The 16,122-nt window shown below is 63.0% G+C and carries 15 protein-coding genes; 7 read left to right on the forward strand and 8 right to left on the reverse strand.

The window, feature by feature from the left end; genetic code table 11:
* The coding region (locus tag VQ071_RS03030; protein ID WP_340512388.1) for a DDE-type integrase/transposase/recombinase at window positions 1-536 on the forward strand (536 nt) is incomplete at its 5' end.
* A 792-nt stretch (window positions 537-1,328) separates the two neighbouring features.
* Complete coding sequence (locus VQ071_RS03035; RefSeq protein WP_340512389.1) at window positions 1,329-2,282, forward strand: hypothetical protein; 954 nt, start codon at window positions 1,329-1,331, stop codon at window positions 2,280-2,282.
* A gap of 59 nt (window positions 2,283-2,341) precedes the next feature.
* Here the strand turns inward: VQ071_RS03035 and VQ071_RS03040 are convergent, their stop codons facing one another.
* Window positions 2,342-2,500, reverse strand: coding sequence for a hypothetical protein (locus VQ071_RS03040; RefSeq protein WP_340512390.1), 159 nt, complete (start codon window positions 2,498-2,500; stop codon window positions 2,342-2,344).
* Between the two features lie 158 nt (window positions 2,501-2,658).
* Between VQ071_RS03040 and VQ071_RS03045 the strand changes: the two genes are divergently transcribed.
* Complete coding sequence (locus VQ071_RS03045) at window positions 2,659-3,783, forward strand: SGNH/GDSL hydrolase family protein (protein WP_340512391.1); 1,125 nt, start codon at window positions 2,659-2,661, stop codon at window positions 3,781-3,783.
* A gap of 41 nt (window positions 3,784-3,824) precedes the next feature.
* Here the strand turns inward: VQ071_RS03045 and fabV are convergent, their stop codons facing one another.
* Together fabV and VQ071_RS03055 are read right to left on the reverse strand one after the other, a co-directional pair.
* Complete coding sequence (gene fabV / locus VQ071_RS03050) at window positions 3,825-5,015, reverse strand: enoyl-ACP reductase FabV (RefSeq protein WP_340512392.1); 1,191 nt, start codon at window positions 5,013-5,015, stop codon at window positions 3,825-3,827.
* Between the two features lie 207 nt (window positions 5,016-5,222).
* Window positions 5,223-5,333: a YjcZ family sporulation protein gene (locus VQ071_RS03055; protein ID WP_340512393.1), complete on the reverse strand. Its 111-nt coding sequence runs from the start codon at window positions 5,331-5,333 to the stop codon at window positions 5,223-5,225.
* 188 nt (window positions 5,334-5,521) lie between these two features.
* Between VQ071_RS03055 and VQ071_RS03060 the strand changes: the two genes are divergently transcribed.
* Both VQ071_RS03060 and VQ071_RS03065 read left to right on the forward strand, forming a co-directional pair.
* Window positions 5,522-6,799 carry a M48 family metallopeptidase gene (locus VQ071_RS03060; protein WP_340512394.1) on the forward strand — a complete coding sequence of 426 codons (1,278 nt, stop codon included), beginning with the start codon at window positions 5,522-5,524 and terminating at the stop codon, window positions 6,797-6,799.
* Window positions 6,796-7,623: a hypothetical protein gene (locus VQ071_RS03065; protein ID WP_340512395.1), complete on the forward strand. Its 828-nt coding sequence runs from the start codon at window positions 6,796-6,798 to the stop codon at window positions 7,621-7,623. The genes VQ071_RS03060 and VQ071_RS03065 overlap by 4 nt, the downstream gene beginning before the upstream one ends.
* Here the strand turns inward: VQ071_RS03065 and VQ071_RS03070 are convergent.
* On the reverse strand, window positions 7,620-8,642 hold the full coding sequence (locus VQ071_RS03070) for an MsnO8 family LLM class oxidoreductase (protein WP_340512396.1): 1,023 nt from the start codon (window positions 8,640-8,642) through the stop codon (window positions 7,620-7,622). The genes VQ071_RS03065 and VQ071_RS03070 overlap by 4 nt on opposite strands.
* Before the next feature lie 143 nt (window positions 8,643-8,785).
* On the opposite strand from VQ071_RS03070, the gene VQ071_RS03075 reads away from it, so the two are divergent.
* Together VQ071_RS03075 and VQ071_RS03080 are read left to right on the forward strand one after the other, a co-directional pair.
* Window positions 8,786-11,167 (forward strand): glycoside hydrolase family 95 protein, encoded by a 2,382-nt coding sequence (locus VQ071_RS03075; protein ID WP_340512397.1) that lies wholly within the window; start codon window positions 8,786-8,788, stop codon window positions 11,165-11,167.
* Window positions 11,168-11,211: 44 nt separating this feature from the next.
* Entirely contained in the window at window positions 11,212-12,399 is a 1,188-nt protein-coding gene (locus VQ071_RS03080) for a MalY/PatB family protein (RefSeq protein ID WP_340512398.1), read from the forward strand.
* A gap of 41 nt (window positions 12,400-12,440) precedes the next feature.
* Here VQ071_RS03080 and VQ071_RS03085 read toward each other — a convergent pair whose 3' ends face one another.
* From VQ071_RS03085 to VQ071_RS03100, 4 genes are all read right to left on the reverse strand, one after another.
* The gene (locus tag VQ071_RS03085) at window positions 12,441-13,262 is read right to left on the reverse strand and encodes an AraC family transcriptional regulator (protein WP_340512399.1); all 822 of its coding nucleotides are present in this window, start codon (window positions 13,260-13,262) and stop codon (window positions 12,441-12,443) included.
* A gap of 155 nt (window positions 13,263-13,417) precedes the next feature.
* The gene (locus tag VQ071_RS03090) at window positions 13,418-14,293 is read right to left on the reverse strand and encodes a 1,4-dihydroxy-6-naphthoate synthase (RefSeq protein ID WP_340512400.1); all 876 of its coding nucleotides are present in this window, start codon (window positions 14,291-14,293) and stop codon (window positions 13,418-13,420) included.
* Window positions 14,290-14,958, reverse strand: coding sequence for a futalosine hydrolase (locus VQ071_RS03095; protein WP_445293251.1), 669 nt, complete (start codon window positions 14,956-14,958; stop codon window positions 14,290-14,292). The genes VQ071_RS03090 and VQ071_RS03095 overlap by 4 nt, the downstream gene beginning before the upstream one ends.
* Before the next feature lie 313 nt (window positions 14,959-15,271).
* Window positions 15,272-16,009, reverse strand: coding sequence for a ThuA domain-containing protein (locus VQ071_RS03100; protein WP_340512401.1), 738 nt, complete (start codon window positions 16,007-16,009; stop codon window positions 15,272-15,274).
* Window positions 16,010-16,122 lie beyond the last annotated feature (113 nt).

Here is a 16,122-nt window from a genome sequence, read left to right on the forward strand (position 1 = left end):
TCACCGCATCGAATCAACTCTGGCAGATGGATATTAAATACGGCTTTGTACCCGGCCAAGCGCGCTTCTTTTTCGTGCTCAGCATCATCGACGTGTTCGACCGCGTCATCGTCGGGCAGTATCGAGGCCCTGTTTGCGAGGCCAAGCACGTCGTGCAGACGCTGGGAACCGCTCTGCAGCACCGCATTGGGCCAGGCGAAGCGATGCCTATCATCCGTACGGACAACGGCCCGCAATTCGTCAGCAAGCTGTTCGGGGACATGTGCGAGTGCTGGGAGATGGTCCACGAACGGATCCCGCCACGAACGCCGAATATGAATGCCTACATTGAATCGTTTCACAGCATACTTGAGCTGAAGCTGTTTCGCATTCACGAATTCACGACGCTCGAGGAAGCTTATGAAGCACTCGACCGATTCATGGACTTTTACAACAACCGCAAGATGCACGGCAGCTTAAAGTACATGCCGCCAACAGCATTTTCGGCGTGGGTCAAGACGTTGGAAGATGCTTCGGCTTTCTACCGAACAGTGTAATCCCACGAAATAACGAGCTATGGTGTGAGATTGGTATCATTGTGGGGCATGACTCCAATTTTAGGGGGCCTAGCCGATCGTGCATCCTTTTAGGCGCGCGGCGCGAATAGCAGTAGCCTGCCGGCCCTAAAGCCTGCATATTTGCAGGTTTTGGGGTGTATGGATCGGCGGCGTGTCTAAAGCCTGCATATTTGCAGGTTTTTCCGGTTGTTTGTCTAGAACTCGGCCGGTCAGTTCCGACGTCTGAGGTGAAGCACTGGGGGATGTCGCCGCCGAACATGCGCGACACCTTATTTACTCGAACGCGGTCCCGCGCTCGGAATGCAAGCCGGGCTTGCTAAGTGCAGCGTAGGCTTATTCTGACGGCTTTTATGCTTGCGAATGCTGTATGTTAAGCGGATCGTATCGATCGCATTTGTGCTTAGGATCGTAACCGTGCATACAGGAGTTGGTGAAGCTATTGAGTCTTAGATACTATTTCGTTCCTGCTGGATGTATGGCATCCTGATATAGTGAGATTTAGCAGCGTCTAACAAAAGCGAACCGCACAGGGGAGGCTGGTTTTTGAAGAAGCTCATATGGACCGCCGCGATCGTTGCGGCTTTTATGAGTCCCACTATATTAAATGCTGCACCGTCGATCGGAGCGGAGATGGATCGTCCGGGCGGCGCTGTCAAGATCGCATCCGCCGATGTGGCGATGGCGAAAACGGGCATTCCCGTATTTGTCTCCAACGCGCCAGAGACGTTGTGGAACGGGCCGAGAAGCTACGACGACGCCGAGATGCACCAGGTGAACAGCACGCTTTACCGGGATGAGATGAAGGGGAATTTCCGATTTTGGTCGGTTCATTCGAATTCTGCAAAAGAAAATCTGTCGTTTTATATGTATGTAAAAAATGCTTCAAAAACAGCGGTTAAGCTATACATGAAAGGCGCCGGCTATGGTGCGAGTCTGACGTCCAAGCCGGAGCCGGGAGCGGCAGCGGCAACAAATCAATATTTGAAGTCGCAAGACAGCAAAGGTCGCTATTTGGCTACGATTCCGTCCGGAGGCGGCTATGCTTATAGGTATGCTTCCGGCGTAAAAGACGGATACAGCATGAATTACATCGCCGATTTTAGAGCGGTGGATGCATCGACAGGCAGCGATGCGGCAGTCACCGTCTCCGATATCGTCACGGATAGTGAAGCCGCCAATGTGGCCGCATATGCGTCTTCGGCGCAGATTGCCCCTACGAATTATTTGTACAAGGGGTCGGCAGACGACTATCGGGGCGTATTGCGGCATAGCGGAAGGACGGCGAAGGTGAACGTGAATCTGACGGTAGCGGAGCCCCGGAAATTTATAAATATTGCCGATGCTGAGCCTGCCGCCTATCCTGAAGAGCAGGAGCCGCTGATCTCAAGCTGGGATGAGCATGGCACGAAGTACAACAAGCCGACCGAGGTAGTCTTTAAAGGCAAAAAAAGAGGCGCCTTTTGGGTTACCGATTATACCATTCAGTTTCTGATTACAAAGCCCGCATCCCATCCGTCGGTACTGACCGCTTATGGAGCCCGCTACGGGACGAGCAACAGCGGCTATATTCATTATAAGATCAGCCCTGACGCCCCTCTAACGCAATATGCGTATGATGCCGGCAAGGTCAGACTCATCGACACTAGCGGCAGCTTCACGATTAAGACCATGGTCCAGCCGTTTTTATCCGTACCGCTTGCTTTTTATTTTGCAGCCGAACAATAAAATTCCGCAATGAAATAGCCGCCAGCTCGACGCTAGCGGCTTCTTCTAAGTAGACTGCGTTATAATGCGCTTCTGCGGCCGCGGGTGAGAAGCACGAGACCGACGATCAGAACGATTAAACCGATGCCGCCGAAGGACCAGACGAATTCGACTGCTGCCTTGGCCAGCCAAAGTACGACAGCTACAATAATCGCGAGGATTCCGAGTACGAGTACCATTGTCATGACCTCCATATCGTAGGGATATCTTCTATTACCCAATTTGGCGAGTTTGAACAAAATTCGAATATAAAAAGCAAATTCGGACGATTGTTAATTGGGGCTGCGCTGTTAAAATAACGTCATGCGGCAAAACGAAAGGGGAGCAAGCAAATCAAATGGCGACTATAAACGACAAAGAAAACGAAGTCGTCCGCGTGCGTGGCGAACTGACGAATACGAAGCGCAGGCTGACGGAAGGCAAGCTGACAATCGGTTATATCGGCGGATCGATCACGGACGGACGGTCCGGACATAACTGGCCGGAGCCGGTCACGAGATGGGTCGTAGCGAACTATCCGAACACCCGAATCGTCGTCGAAAATGCGGGCATCGGCGCGACGGGCAGCGATCTGGCCGCATTCAGGGCGAAGCGCGATCTCATCGACCGGGGCTGCGATCTCGTATTTGTCGAATTTGCCGTCAATGACAATGGCGCGCCGACCGAAAGGCGGAACAAAACGAGGGAGGGCCTGCTCAGACAGCTGCTCTCAAGCGGGACGACCGATGTGGTACTCGTCTACACTTACTGCCAGGATATGTACGCGTCCATGAAGGAAGGTCGGATGCCGCCCAGCATTGCCGAATTCGAAGCGCTGGCGGAGTATTACGGCCTCAGCTCCGTGTGGATGGGCCTCCATGCGCTGAACGAAGTGAAGGCCGGCTTCCTGCGCTGGGAAGAATGGCTGCCGGACGGCTTGCATCCGACGGAGCGCGGCAGCTTGAGCTATGGCGTCAGCGTTATCGATTTTTTGCGGCGGGCGCTGTCCGACGACCTGGCAGATGCCGAGCGGGTCTCCCGGAGCCGTCCGGGCGCTCTGCCGGAGCCGCTTGCGCCCGGCAACTGGGAGCGGGTTGCATTCGTGCCGCTGGAGGACGTCCGTACAGAAGGACCGTGGAGCATACGACGCTGGGTGACGCTGGCGTGGATCGATCAGGCGCTGTCGACTTCGGCGATCGGTTCCAAGCTTTATTTCTCGTTCGAGGGCAGAGGACTGGCATTGGCGTTCGACTTCGGCAAGCTGTCGGCCGAGTGCCGCTATCGAATCGACGGGGGCGCATGGCAGGCGACCGCGCGCGAGCGGCCGGACTGGTGCGGACCGCACGGCTGGTTGAAGCTGGAGACGTTGGCCGATGATCTGCCGCAGGGACGGCACGAAGTCGAGATTGAGGTCATTCACGGCAACAAGCCGGATTGCGCGGGGACGCGGTTCGATCTGGCGTTCATCGGGGTCATAAAATAAATGAGAACCAAAAGGGAGCCCCGCCGGGGCTCCCTGTCGTCTTAACGAAGGTTCACGATCTCGACGTTCGGCTCGGCTTCCGCTTCATAGTCCACGGCGCCGGTCTCAAATCCGAACAGCTGGAAAAATTCCTTGCGGTACCCTTCAAGATCGGACAGCTCGTACACATTGTCCGTGGCGAGCTCCGCCCACAGCTTTTCGACTGCCGCTTGAACGTCCGGGCGCATCTCCCAATCGTCGATACGGATACGGCCCTTGTCGTCCACCGCCGTCTCCCCGCCGCCGTACAAGCGCTCGGAGAACAGCCGGTACATTTGCTCGATGCAGCCTTCATGCAGCTCTTTTTCCTTCATGACCTTGTACAGCACGGAAATGTAAAGCGGAACGACCGGTATCGCGGAGCTGGACTGCGTGACGAGCGCCTTGTTCACGGAGACGAATGCCCGCCCGCCGGAGGCCGACAGCCGATCGTTCAGGCGGAGCCCGGTCGCTTCCAGATGTTCCTTGGCTCGTCCGATCGTGCCTTCGCGGTATACGGCATGCGTAATCTCGGGGCCGATATACGTATAGGCGACCGTCGTCGCGTCGTCAGCCAGCACGCCCGCTTCGCGCAGCGCGTCGATCCACATCTCCCAGTCCTCGCCGCCCATGACGGCGACCGTCTGGCGCACTTCGTCTTCGGTAGCGGACTCGATCGAGGCCAGCGACACTTCGCCGGTATGGAAGTTGACAGTCTTGTTCGCATACGTGCCGCCGAGCGGCTTGATGACGGAGGAGAACGTCTCCCCTGTCTTCGGATGCGTCCGGCGCGGCGAAGCGACGCTGTAGACGACGAGGTCGATCTGGCCCAGCTCCTCGCGGATCGTGGCGATCGTCTTGTCCTTGATCTCGTCCGAGAAGGCGTCTCCGACGATGCTGAACGACTTGAGGCCCGCCTCCAGGGCGGCTGACTCGAAGGCGGCGGAGTTGTACCAGCCGGCGGATGCGGTCCGGGCGCCCTCGGCGGCTTTGTCGAAGTAGACGCCGATCGTATTCGCTCCGGCGCCGAACGCCGCAACGATGCGGGAGGCGAGGCCGTAACCCGTCGAAGCGCCGATGACGAGGGCATTGCGCGGCCCCTTGATGGCCGGCTTGCCCTTCACATATTCCACTTGACGCTGAACCTGGATGGCGCAGCCGTCCGGGTGCGCGGTCGTGCAGATGAAGCCGCGTGTTTTCGGTTGGATGATCATGGGTTCGCATTTTCCTTTGCTATATAGAGTATGAGGACTGAACAAGCTGGTCTGACCTCCCTATTGTACCTAATCAGGGCAGGGGATGGGAAGGCGGCGCTGACAGGTTGCGATTATAATCTGTCGCGCGCAGTCCCGCATAACGCAAAGCGGCCTTGACGGGGATGCACGCTCCCGCGCCAAGGCCGCTTTTTTTTATCGAATTAATTAAAAGATGCCGACCCGCAATATAATGACCAACAGTACGAACAGCACGATCGCAAACGCCGCGCCGCTGCCGTAACCGCCACCGCATGCACCTTCAACCGGATATCCCATCGCTATCACCACCATAACCGAAGTAGAATGCGTGTTACTTGCTCAGTGTATGTAGCGGATGCCGAATGGACTATGCTATAGCCTAGACAGCTCGATTAGTTACCGGGACATCAGCAAGGATATATTTTGCAATTGTGCCGAACAACTTTTAAGATGAAAGAAATGGGAACGGAATAAGGAGATTGTTCATGTCTACCCGAATCAAGCTTGGGCGGTACGGTCTGGCGCTCACTTGCTGCGCGGCGTTCGTCGCCTTGTACGTATGGTATACGTCGCCGAACGAGGTGCCGCCTTCCTATCTCGGCACAGCGGCGGATCCGTCCACTTTTTTTAAGCCGGACCGGCTCCGCGACAGCACCGTGCTGAATGCGCTCCGCAACGGCATATTTATGCTGAGCTGGCCGTGGCAGTGGGCGATTTATCTGTTTCTGCTGACGAGCGGGTGGGCGCGAGCCTGGAGAGAACGGCTGGAAGGCAGCGCGCTGCCGCGCCTTTTCCGTATGCCCGTCTATGTCCTGCTCGTATATGCTGTCTCCGCGCTGCTCTATTTCCCTCTGAAGCTCGCGAGCTACCTGGTGTCCCGCAGCTACGGCATCTCCACGCAGACCGCGGCGGGCTGGCTGGAGGACCGGGGACTCGACTTCGTCATCGGCTATGCGACGATGCTGCTCGTCTTCGCCGTCGCCAGATGGATCATGGCCCGCGGCGGGAGGTGGTGGCTCAAGCTGTGGCTGCTGTCCATTCCGTTCACGCTGTTCATGATGTATGTGCAGCCTGTCGTCATCGATCCTCTGTACAACCGGTTCGAGGAACTGTCCGATCCGGCGCTGGAGGGCGCGATCCTGGAGCTGGCGGCGCGTGCGGACATTCCGGCAGACCGGGTGTACGAGGTGCGGATGGCAGGCAAGACGAACGCAATCAACGCCTATGTGTCGGGCATCGGGAGCTCGCTGCGCATCGTCCTCTGGGACACGGCGCTGTCGCGGCTGGAGCGTCCGGAGATCATGCAGATTATGGCGCATGAGATGGGCCACTACGTCAAGCATCATCTGGAATGGAGCGCGCTCGGCGCGATAGGCAGCTCGCTCGTACTGCTGTGGCTCGGGGGCGGAATTTATAAGATCGTCGTGCGATCGAAAGGAAGAGACTGGGGAATCGGCCACATGTCCGACATATCCGCGCTGCCGCTAATACTGCTCCTGCTGTCGGTGCTCAACTTCGCTTCGCTGCCGGTATCGAATGCCGTGTCCAGGCACGCCGAAGCGGCGGCGGACCGCTATGCGCTGGACCTGCTGGGGACGGCGGACGGCGCGGTATCGATGCATCAGAAGCTGGCTGTCGCCGCCCTGAGCGACGTGAATCCGCCGCTGCTCGTGAAGTGGCTGCGCTCGACGCATCCGAGCGACATGGAGCGGATCGTCCAGGCCGAGCGCTATGCCCGGGCCCACGGGGAGCGGACGCCATGACGGCCGGCGGGAACAGGGGCGCATTGGGGGACGAGCTGACAAGCGTCGGGCCTGTCCGCCTGCGTCTGTACCTGCTGAACGGCGTGCGAAGCGCGCCGCGCTTCATGGAACGCCTGCAGGAGACGCTGGCGGGAGAACTCCGCGCATTGGGGTTCGCCGTGTCGGCCGTCGTGCTGTTCCCCTATGACGACTGGAGCCGGCGTCTGCTGCCGCAAGTGCGGGAGGTGCGGTTCGATATCATGCTTCCCTATCGGCGGTACGAGCGGTCGATCGGCGGCAGCAGAGCGCTCGCCGATCTGGATGCGGACCGGTCGCATGCGGAAGCCGCCGCCGGGGAGCGGCCGGTGCGCGAGCTCACCGTACTCGTCGGCCATAGCGCCGGCGGCGTGGCTGCGGTGCACGCGGCGGGCCTGCTGCTCGCGCGCGAAGGCGGTCCGCCCATACCCGTCGTCATGATCGGATCGCCCAAATGCCGCATTCCCGAGCCGCTGCGCGAAGCCGTGCTGTACGTGCAGGCGGAGCGCAGCAGCGGGACCGCGGGCGTAGGACGGGCGAAGGGCTCGGCGGGCAGGACGTCTGATCCCGTCTGCCGGATCGGCTCGTTCGGAGGCTGGGCGAAGGGGAGCGGACGGCTATTGCCCGGGTGGCGATCCGACCGCCATGCGCCGTCCGCCCGCGCCGCCGTGCGCATCATCGGCGGCCATGCCGATTATTTCCGGGACCGCGCCCCCTACGAGGGCGAGGGAGGGCGGACGAACATGGACGAGACGCTCGCCGCGGTGCTGCCGTGGCTCGAAGCCCGGCTGGCGGAGCGTCTGACTTAGCGTGAGCAAGCTTCCATAATCAGCTCGTAGGAGCGCAGCCGGTCGTCGAAGTCATGCGCATACGACACGATCATCAGTTCGTCGGCATCATACTCCTCCTGCCATTTGGCGAGCGTCTCCCGAACCTGTGCGGGATCGCCGATCGCCATCGCATGCCCTTCGCCGGGCGCCCGCACGGGGGCCGCGCCTTCCGACGCGAGCAGGCGGGCCGCTTCCTCCGTCCCGGGGATACCCGCCTCGCCCTTCCCCTGGCCGGCCAGCAAGCGCCACGCGCGCACGCCGAGCGCGATCTCCTCCGCCTTGGCTTGCGTATCGGCGCAGATTGCGGATACGGCCAATATCGCACGGGGCTCGCCGCCCCGCGCCTCATTGAAGCCCTTGCGGTACGCCGCGAGGGCTTCCTGCGCATGATCCCGGTTCATGAAGTGTCCGTAGGCGTAGCCCGTCCCGTGTGCGGCGGCCAAGCGTGCGCTCTTGACGCTCGTGCCGAGCACCCAGGGCGCAGGGCCGTCGTCCGCCATGCCGCGTGACGGACCCTCTGCCCGCTTCGCCGCGGGCGCCGCGCCCGCGCCGGGAATGGCGGGCGCCTCGCCGTCCAGGTAGCGCAGGAGCTCGGCGAAGTCCTCCGGCATGCGCAGCGCGCGCTCCAGGTAGTTGTCGGACAGCGCCATCGACATCTCCGCCGGTCCGCCGGGAGAGCGGGCTACGCCGAGGTCGATGCGTCCCGGGTACAGCGAGGCGAGGAGGCGGAACGTCTCGGCGACTTTGTAAGGCTTGTAATACGGCAGCAAAATCGCGCCCGCACCCAGCCGGATGCGCGAAGTCAGCGCGCCGATCATGCCGAGCATCACCTCGGGCGTCGAGCTCGCCAGTCCGCCCAGGCCATGATGCTCCGCAAGCCAATACCGTCCGTAGTCCATCCGCTCCCCGGCCTGCGCGAGCCGCACCGACGCCCGCAGCGCTTCGGACGGGGCCTGTCCGGCGATGACGGGCGCTTGATCCAATATGCCCAGCTTCATTGCTGTCCCTCCGATCTGTTCCGTCCAGTATACCGCAGACGCGCCAAAAATGCGTTCACAATCCCGACCCCTTCTGATAGCATGGAAGTATTCGTCCGTCATCGGCACGGACAAGGCCTAACATGGAAGCGGGGAAAAAAACGATGTCACTGCCGTCTACACGAGCGGACAGTACGCTGTGGTACGACAAGCCCGCGTTGGCGTGGGAAGAAGCGCTGCCGGTCGGCAACGGCCGCATCGGCGCGATGGTATTCGGCGATCCGCGGCGGGAGCTGCTGATGCTGAACGAGGATACGCTCTGGTCGGGCGAGCCCGCCGATACCGACAATCACGGGGCGCTGCCGCATCTGGCGCGCTGCCGGGCGTTGATCGCGGAGGGGGAATACTGGGAAGCGCAGCAGCTTGCCGAGGCGCATATGCTGGGCACCGATACCGAAGCCTATCAGCCGCTGGGCGACCTGCGGATCGATGTGGACGCTGTCCGCCCCGGCAGCGGCGCGCCGGAGGGCTATGTCCGGTCGCTGGATCTCTCGCGAGCGGTGCACACCGTCTCCTACGAGGAGGACGGCGTTGCATTCGTGCGGGAGACGTTCGTCTCCGCGACCGAGCAGGTGCTCGTGATGCGGCTGACGGCTTCACGGCCGGGCGCACTGGGCTTCAAGGTCTCGCTCGCGAGCCTGCATCCTGCGGAGAGCGGTACGACGGACGAAGGCGACGCATGGATCCGGGGCCGGGCGCCCATCTCCATCAGCCCGGAGGTCGTATATGCGCCGGGACGCGGCATCGCATTCCAGGCGGGGGTTCGGGTCGCCGACACCGACGGCGCGATCGAGACGCCGGGTAACGGGACGCTCCGCGTAACAGGCGCTACCCGGGCGACGGTGCTGCTGTCCGCAGGCACGAGCTACGCCGGGTACGACCGGGATCCGGCGGCCGGTCCGGCCCCGGCCGCGCGCTGCCGCCGGGACCTGGCGGACGCGTCGCGTCTTGCCTACGATGCGCTGCTCGATCGGCATGTCGGGGAATACCGGGCTTATTTCGACCGCACGGACCTTCGGCTCGGGACGGACGATTCGTCGCCGGAGGCCGCCGCGCTCCCGACCGACGAACGGCTGCGCCGGCTCGCACAGGGCGGAGCGGATACGGCGCTTGCGGCGCTTTATTTCCACTATGCCAAGTACCTGCTCCTCTCGAGCTCCCGCCCCGGCACGCAGGCTGCCAATCTGCAGGGCATCTGGAATCATCATCTGACGCCGCCCTGGCGCAGCAATTATACGATTAACATCAACACGCAGATGAACTATTGGCCGGCCGAGCCGCTCGGGCTGCACGAGCTGGCCGAGCCGCTGTTCGACCTCGTCTCCGAGCTCGCCGCGAAGGGCAAGGAGACGGCGCGGATACATTATGGCGCCAGAGGCTGGACATCGCATCACAACACGGACATCTGGCGCAGGTCGAATCCGGTGACCGGCTCTGCGAGCTGGGCGTTCTGGCCGATGAGCGGAGGCTGGCTGTGCCGGCATCTGTGGGAGCGGTACCGCTACGGCGGCGATCGGACCGAACTGGCCGAACGGTCGTACCCGCTCATGAAGGAGGCGGCGCGGTTCGCGCTGGATTGGCTGCTCCCGGCCGCAGACGGCAGGCTCGTCACCATGCCCGCTTCGACGCCCGAGAATTTTTTCCTCGACGAGCAGGGGCGCCAATGCGCCTTGAGCGCCGGCACGACGATGGACCTGTCGATCCTGTCCGAGCTGCTCCAGAGCGTGCTGGACGCAAGCCAAGAGCTCGGCGTCGACGAAGCGTGGCGGCCCGAGCTGCAGGACGCGATATCCCGCATCGAGCCTTACCGGATCGGCACGCAGGGTCAGCTGCTGGAGTGGTCGGAACAGTTCGCGGAGGAATCGCCGGGTCATCGCCACTTCTCGCATCTGTACGGCATGTACCCCGGCGAGCAGATCGATCTGCATCGGACGCCGGAGCTGGCGGGAGCGGTCCGGCGCAGCCTGGAGCTGCGTCTGGCCGCGGGCAGCGGGCACACGGGCTGGAGCTGCGCCTGGCTCGTCAATTTGTGGGCGCGGCTTGGCGACGGCGAAGAGGCGTATCGCTACGTCCGGCAGCTGCTGGCGAAGTCCACGTATCCGAATATGCTGGACGCGCATCCGCCGTTTCAAATCGACGGCAACTTCGGCGGCGCGGCGGGCATCGCCGAGATGCTGCTGCAGAGCCACGCAGGCGAGCTGCGCCTGCTGCCGGCGCTCCCTGCGGCATGGCCGGACGGACGCGCGAGCGGCCTGCGGGCGAGAGGCGGCTATCGCGTCGACCTGCAGTGGAGCGGCGGCGATTGGAGCGAGGTATCCATCGCGGCCGAGCGGGACGGCCACTGTGTGGTGCGGCTTGCCGGGGGCCGGGTGGCCGTCGTGGACGCCGAGGGAAATACCGTACCCGCCGAGATGGAGGAAGGCCGTCTGGTCTTTCTGGCGGTCGCGGGGCATGCATACAAGCTGACTAAGGTCGCGGGGATATAATACGAACAGCGGACAACGATCAACCGCAACGGGAGGACATCAAGATGAATCGATTTGACAATACGATAGAGCTGCGCCGCCCGGACTCCTTGAAGTGGTCGGGAGCGGACGTTCTTTTCAAGGGGGAAGATCTGCTGCCGCTATGGGTGGCCGACATGGACTTCGAGCCGCCGGCGCCCGTGCTGGAGGCGCTGCACCGCAGGGTGGACGCCGGACTGTTCACCTATGCCGTGATTCCGCCTTCCCTGTTGGAGGCAGTCGCGGCCTGGTTGGACAACAGGCTGAAGTGGCGGGTGGAGCCGCGCGATCTATTGTACGCATCGGGCGTCGTCACGCTGCTGAAGGCGGCCGTGCGCGCCTATTCGCAGCCGGGCGACAGCATCGTCGTCCAGCCTCCGGTATACGGACCGTTCGCGGAGGCGGTGACCGGACAGGGGCGGGAGCTCGTGCTTAATCCGCTCAAGATCGAGCAGGGACAGTATCGGATGGACCTGGACGATCTCGAGGCCAAGCTAAAGCTCACGGGGGCGAAGCTGCTGCTGCTGTGCAGCCCGCACAATCCGGCGGGCCGCGTATGGAGCGCGGAGGAGCTGAGCGGGCTCGCGGAGCTGTGCCGCATTTACGGCGTCACGGTCGCGTCGGACGAGATTCATGCGGATCTGATTCTGAAAGGGGTGCACACGCCGTTCGCGTCGCTGCCGGGGATGGCGGAGCGGACCGCCACGTTTATCGCGCCGAGCAAGACGTTTAATCTGGCCGGACTGCACACCTCGTTCGCCGTCGTACCCGATGAAGGGTTAAAGAAGGCGCTGATCGATGCGCTCGGTCATCAGGACCCGAACCCGCTGTCGCTCGCGGCGGCGGAGGCGGCTTACCGGGAAGGAGAGGAATGGCTGGAGGCATGCCTCGCGTATTTGCGCGCCAATGCGGCGTTTGCGGCGGGCTACCTGGCGGAGCGACTGCCGGAGGCGATCGTGTACGTGCCGGAGGCGACCTATCTGCTGTGGGTGGACCTGCGCCCGCTCGGGCTGAGCCAAGCCGATATCGGACGCCTCCTGGTGCAGGAGGCGCGTGTCGCCGTCAGCGGCGGCAGCGCGTTCGTGAGCGAAGGCGAAGGGCGGGTACGCATCAATCTGGCGACGCGGCGCGCGCTGCTGGAGGAAGGGCTGTCCCGAATTGCGAAGGCGCTCGGCGCCGTGCGGACGAACGGCGAACACCCGGCGCAACAATAGCTTGCCCGGGGATTCGAATAGCCTTAAGCGACCCTGTCCGTCTACAGCTCTTCGCCGCTCCAGCTGGCACGGCGGATCTCGGAGGGCGTGCGTCCCGTGAACTGCTTGATCGTCCTCGAAAAGTGGTGGGGCGTCTTGAACCCGCACTGGCGAGCGATCTCGGCGGCCGGCAGGCCCGTGTGCTCAAGCAGCTCCACGGCGCGCTCGCTGCGGTATTTCCACACATAATGAATCGGCGTTTCCCGCTCGTGCTTGTTGAAGAGACGGACGAGATGCTCGGGCGTGACGCCCGCTTCCCACGCCAGGTCGTTCAGCTTGATCTCACCGGTATAGTGCGACCGGATCCACGAGAGCGCCCGTTCGACCGCGGGAGACGCGTCCTGCGCGCCGTTCTGCCCCGCATGCTCCCCTTCGCCTGCCGGCTGGAGCTGAAGGACGGCAGCGCCAAGGCTGCGCATGATCGGCCCGTCGCTGGGCAGCTCGTTTTGCATAGTCATGATCAGCTCGACGAGCTTGGCCATCTCCGTCGATACGGGCCATACGCCGGGCGGCTCTTCTTGGCCGGCGGCATCGGCGCAGGATCGCTTGTCGATCTGCACGGCGACCCAGTTGTGCCGCGTGACGTCCCGTCCCGTAATGTCGAAGGACTCTGTGTGACCCGGCCTTAGCAGGATGGCTTGTCCGGCCTTCACCTGCTGCGGCGTGCCGTCGATCGTGACGCGCATCTCGCCTTCGTCCAGCAGCAGCAGTTCATAATCCCGCTGCTTGCGCGGTCCGAACCGGCCGCCCGGCGCATAGGCGGCCGAGCCGGCGACGGCCGATCTGACCGCCTCAAAGGGAACTTGCGCCTTGCTTGACGCCACTCGCATAACCTCCCGTCGCTGCACTGCGCAGCCCTAGTTTGCTGCTTAGTACATACCACGCGGGACGGCAGGGTGAATCGCCGCAGCGCGCACAAAAATACAGCCGCGCCGTCCGAGGAGGACGGCGCGGCTGTATGTCTAGGGATGACGCGGGCTCAGACGGCGTTCGTGCCGCTCTGCAGCTGCTGCTGCAGCGAAGCGACGCGCGCTTCGGGCACGAGCCCCTCTGCGGCGGCACGGCCGAGCAGCGCGTTGACGGCGGCGAAGCCGTCAGCCCCCAGATCGCGGGTGAAGCTGTTCACGTACAGGTCGATATGCGACTTGGCAACTTCCGGAGACAGCTCCTGCGCATGCGACATGACGTATTCCCGCGAAGCTTCCGGATTCGCCCACGCATAATCGACTGAGGCGCGAATCCAGCCGGCGACGGCTTCCAGATCGAGCGTGCGCTTCGCGATGATCGCGCCGAGCGGGATCGGCAGGCCGGTGTCCTGCTCCCACCAGCTGCCCAGATCCTGCAGCAGGGAGAGGCCGTACTGCGGGTATGTGAAGCGGGCTTCGTGGATGACGAGCCCGGCGTCGATGTCGCCGCGCTGCACGGCCGGCATGATCTGATTGAACGGCATGACGAGGATGCGGCCGACGCCGCCGGGCACATGGCGGGCGGCCCACAGGCGGAACAGCAGATAGGCGGTGGAGCGCTCGCTCGGCACCGCCACCGTCTTGCCGGAAAGCCGCGCCGGATCGGGCAGGCCGGCGGCCGCAGGGGCGCCGGCGGTCAGCACGAGTGGGCCGCAGCCGCGTCCGAGCGCGCCGCCGCAGGGGAGCAGCGCATAATCGGGATGCGTCCACGGCAGGGCGGCGTAGGAGATCTTCATGATCTCCGGACCGTCGGTTCCTTCGGACAAGCCGTTCGTAATATCGATATCGGCATATGTCACATCCAGGCGCGGAGCGCCGGGAATCAGGCCCGCAGCCCACGCGTGGAAGACGAACGTATCGTTGGGGCAAGGCGAATAAGCGATTTTCATGGCAATACGACCTCCTTTAAAATGTTGCAAGCCGCCGCCAGCGCCGCCAGCGCGTCTCCGATCCGCCAGGCGTCGCGATCACGCGGCCCGACCGCATTCGAGATTGCGCGCAGCTCGAGGAAGGGCTTGTCCGCGTAGGCGGCGGCCGTCGCGACGCCGAAGCCTTCCATGCCTTCGGCGACGGCGCCCGGCACGCGGTCAGCCCGCTCGGCCGCCGTCGCGGCGGTGCCGGTGGCCGTGGCCGCGGTCACGATCGGGCCGGCGGCCGCGGTCAGCCCGGCCGCGGCGAGCGCCTGCAGCAGCGCCTCGGCCAGAGGCGCATTCGCCGCGAGGCGCGACGCGCCGAAGCCCAGCTCGTCGACGGAGGCGAAGCCGTCCGCCGTCTCGACGCCCAGATCGGCCGCCGCGGCCCAGGTGCCGACCGCGAGCGTCCCGACCGGGGCGTGCGCCGGGTAGCCGCCGGCGATGCCGGCGCTCACGACGAGCGCCCAGTCGCCGCCGGCGGCGAGCGCGGCGGCCGTGCGGGCGGCCGCGCTCGCGGGCCCGACGCCGCAGAGCTGTACTTCAAAGCGCGGGTCGCCGCCGAGCCCTCGAACGACCGCGTCCCGTTCCGCCTCGACGGCGGTCATCACGAGCACACGGGCTCGTTTGTTCATTTCCGACAAATTACTCATCTCCATTTCGTCCCATCGCTAACATGTCCCGTCACGGAGGCATCTCTCTATTCTACCGCAGTTGCGGGCGGGGGAGAAGGCCGCCGATTCTCACCGGCGCGCCGCCGTCCTCCGCATCAAGCCACGGCCGATTCTCGCCACACCGCCGTCCTCCGCATCAAGCCACGGCCGATTCTCGCCACACCGCCAACCGCCCGCCAACCGCCCGAATTTGTGCGGTTCTCCGCCCCCAAATAAAAAAAGCCCTTTTTGTATCCGCTAGGATACAGAAAGGACTCTCAGCTCTTTGATTTGACCGCCTCGCTCAGCCCTTCGCCTTGATAACCTCAAGCGGCTTGTGGTTGCCGTACTTCGGATATTCGCGGGTCGACGGGGCGGCCCACTTGGCGGCATTGCGCAGTACGCGGCGCACTTGTTCGTTGTAGTAGGTCGGGTACGTCTCATGGCCCGGGCGGAAGTAGAAGATCTTGCCCTGGCCGCGATGGAACGTGCAGCCGCTGCGGAACACTTCGCCGCCCTCGAACCAGCTCACCATGACCAGCTCGTCCGGCGCCGGGATGTCGAAGTGCTCGCCGTACATTTCCTCCATCTCGAGGTCGATGTACTCGCCGATGCCTTCGGCGATCGGATGGTTCGGAGCGACGACCCAGATGCGCTCCTTCTCGTCGGCTTCGCGCCACTTGAGGTCGCAGGACGTGCCCGTCACCTTCTTGAAGATCTTGGAGAAGTGTCCCGAGTGCAGCACGATCAGCCCCATGCCGCGCAGCACGCGGGCGTGAACGCGCTCGACGATCTCGTCCTTCACGTCGCCGTGGGCCATATGCCCCCACCAGAACAATACGTCGGTCTCGCTCAGCACTTGCTCGGACAGGCCGTGCTCCTCGTTGTCGTCGAGCGTCGCATAGCGGACCTCGAAGTCGTCCGTGCCGAGCCCCTGTCCGATTGCGGTGTGGATGCCTTCCGGATAGACGGCGCGCACCTTCTCGTTCGTTTTTTCGTGGCGGCCTTCGTTCCATACTGTAACGCGCAGACGCTGTGTCATTTTCGTTTGCCTCCCGATAGTCAATGATTGTATATGCTTTCTTGTTATCAGTATAGACGAAGGGAAGCGACGGTAATATGCCGAATCCTAATTCATTTGTATGCAAAAGTGTT

The sequence above is a fragment of the Cohnella sp. 56 genome, assembly GCF_037963805.1.
GTDB lineage: Bacteria > Bacillota > Bacilli > Paenibacillales > Paenibacillaceae > Cohnella.

Bases quoted from the DNA above. Each gene is read 5' to 3' on its own strand.
- VQ071_RS03080 (WP_340512398.1), top strand. From the start codon at position 11,212: ATGAATCGATTTGACAATACGATAGAGCTGCGCCGCCCGGACTCCTTG.
- VQ071_RS03045 (WP_340512391.1), top strand. From the start codon at position 2,659: ATGGCGACTATAAACGACAAAGAAAACGAAGTCGTCCGCGTGCGTGGC.
- VQ071_RS03070 (WP_340512396.1), bottom strand. From the start codon at position 8,642: ATGAAGCTGGGCATATTGGATCAAGCGCCCGTCATCGCCGGACAGGCC.
- VQ071_RS03090 (WP_340512400.1), bottom strand. From the start codon at position 14,293: ATGAAAATCGCTTATTCGCCTTGCCCCAACGATACGTTCGTCTTCCAC.
- VQ071_RS03055 (WP_340512393.1), bottom strand. From the start codon at position 5,333: ATGGGATATCCGGTTGAAGGTGCATGCGGTGGCGGTTACGGCAGCGGC.
- VQ071_RS03075 (WP_340512397.1), top strand. From the start codon at position 8,786: ATGTCACTGCCGTCTACACGAGCGGACAGTACGCTGTGGTACGACAAG.
- VQ071_RS03040 (WP_340512390.1), bottom strand. From the start codon at position 2,500: ATGGTACTCGTACTCGGAATCCTCGCGATTATTGTAGCTGTCGTACTT.
- VQ071_RS03100 (WP_340512401.1), bottom strand. From the start codon at position 16,009: ATGACACAGCGTCTGCGCGTTACAGTATGGAACGAAGGCCGCCACGAA.
- fabV (WP_340512392.1), bottom strand. From the start codon at position 5,015: ATGATCATCCAACCGAAAACACGCGGCTTCATCTGCACGACCGCGCAC.
- VQ071_RS03065 (WP_340512395.1), top strand. From the start codon at position 6,796: ATGACGGCCGGCGGGAACAGGGGCGCATTGGGGGACGAGCTGACAAGC.
- VQ071_RS03060 (WP_340512394.1), top strand. From the start codon at position 5,522: ATGTCTACCCGAATCAAGCTTGGGCGGTACGGTCTGGCGCTCACTTGC.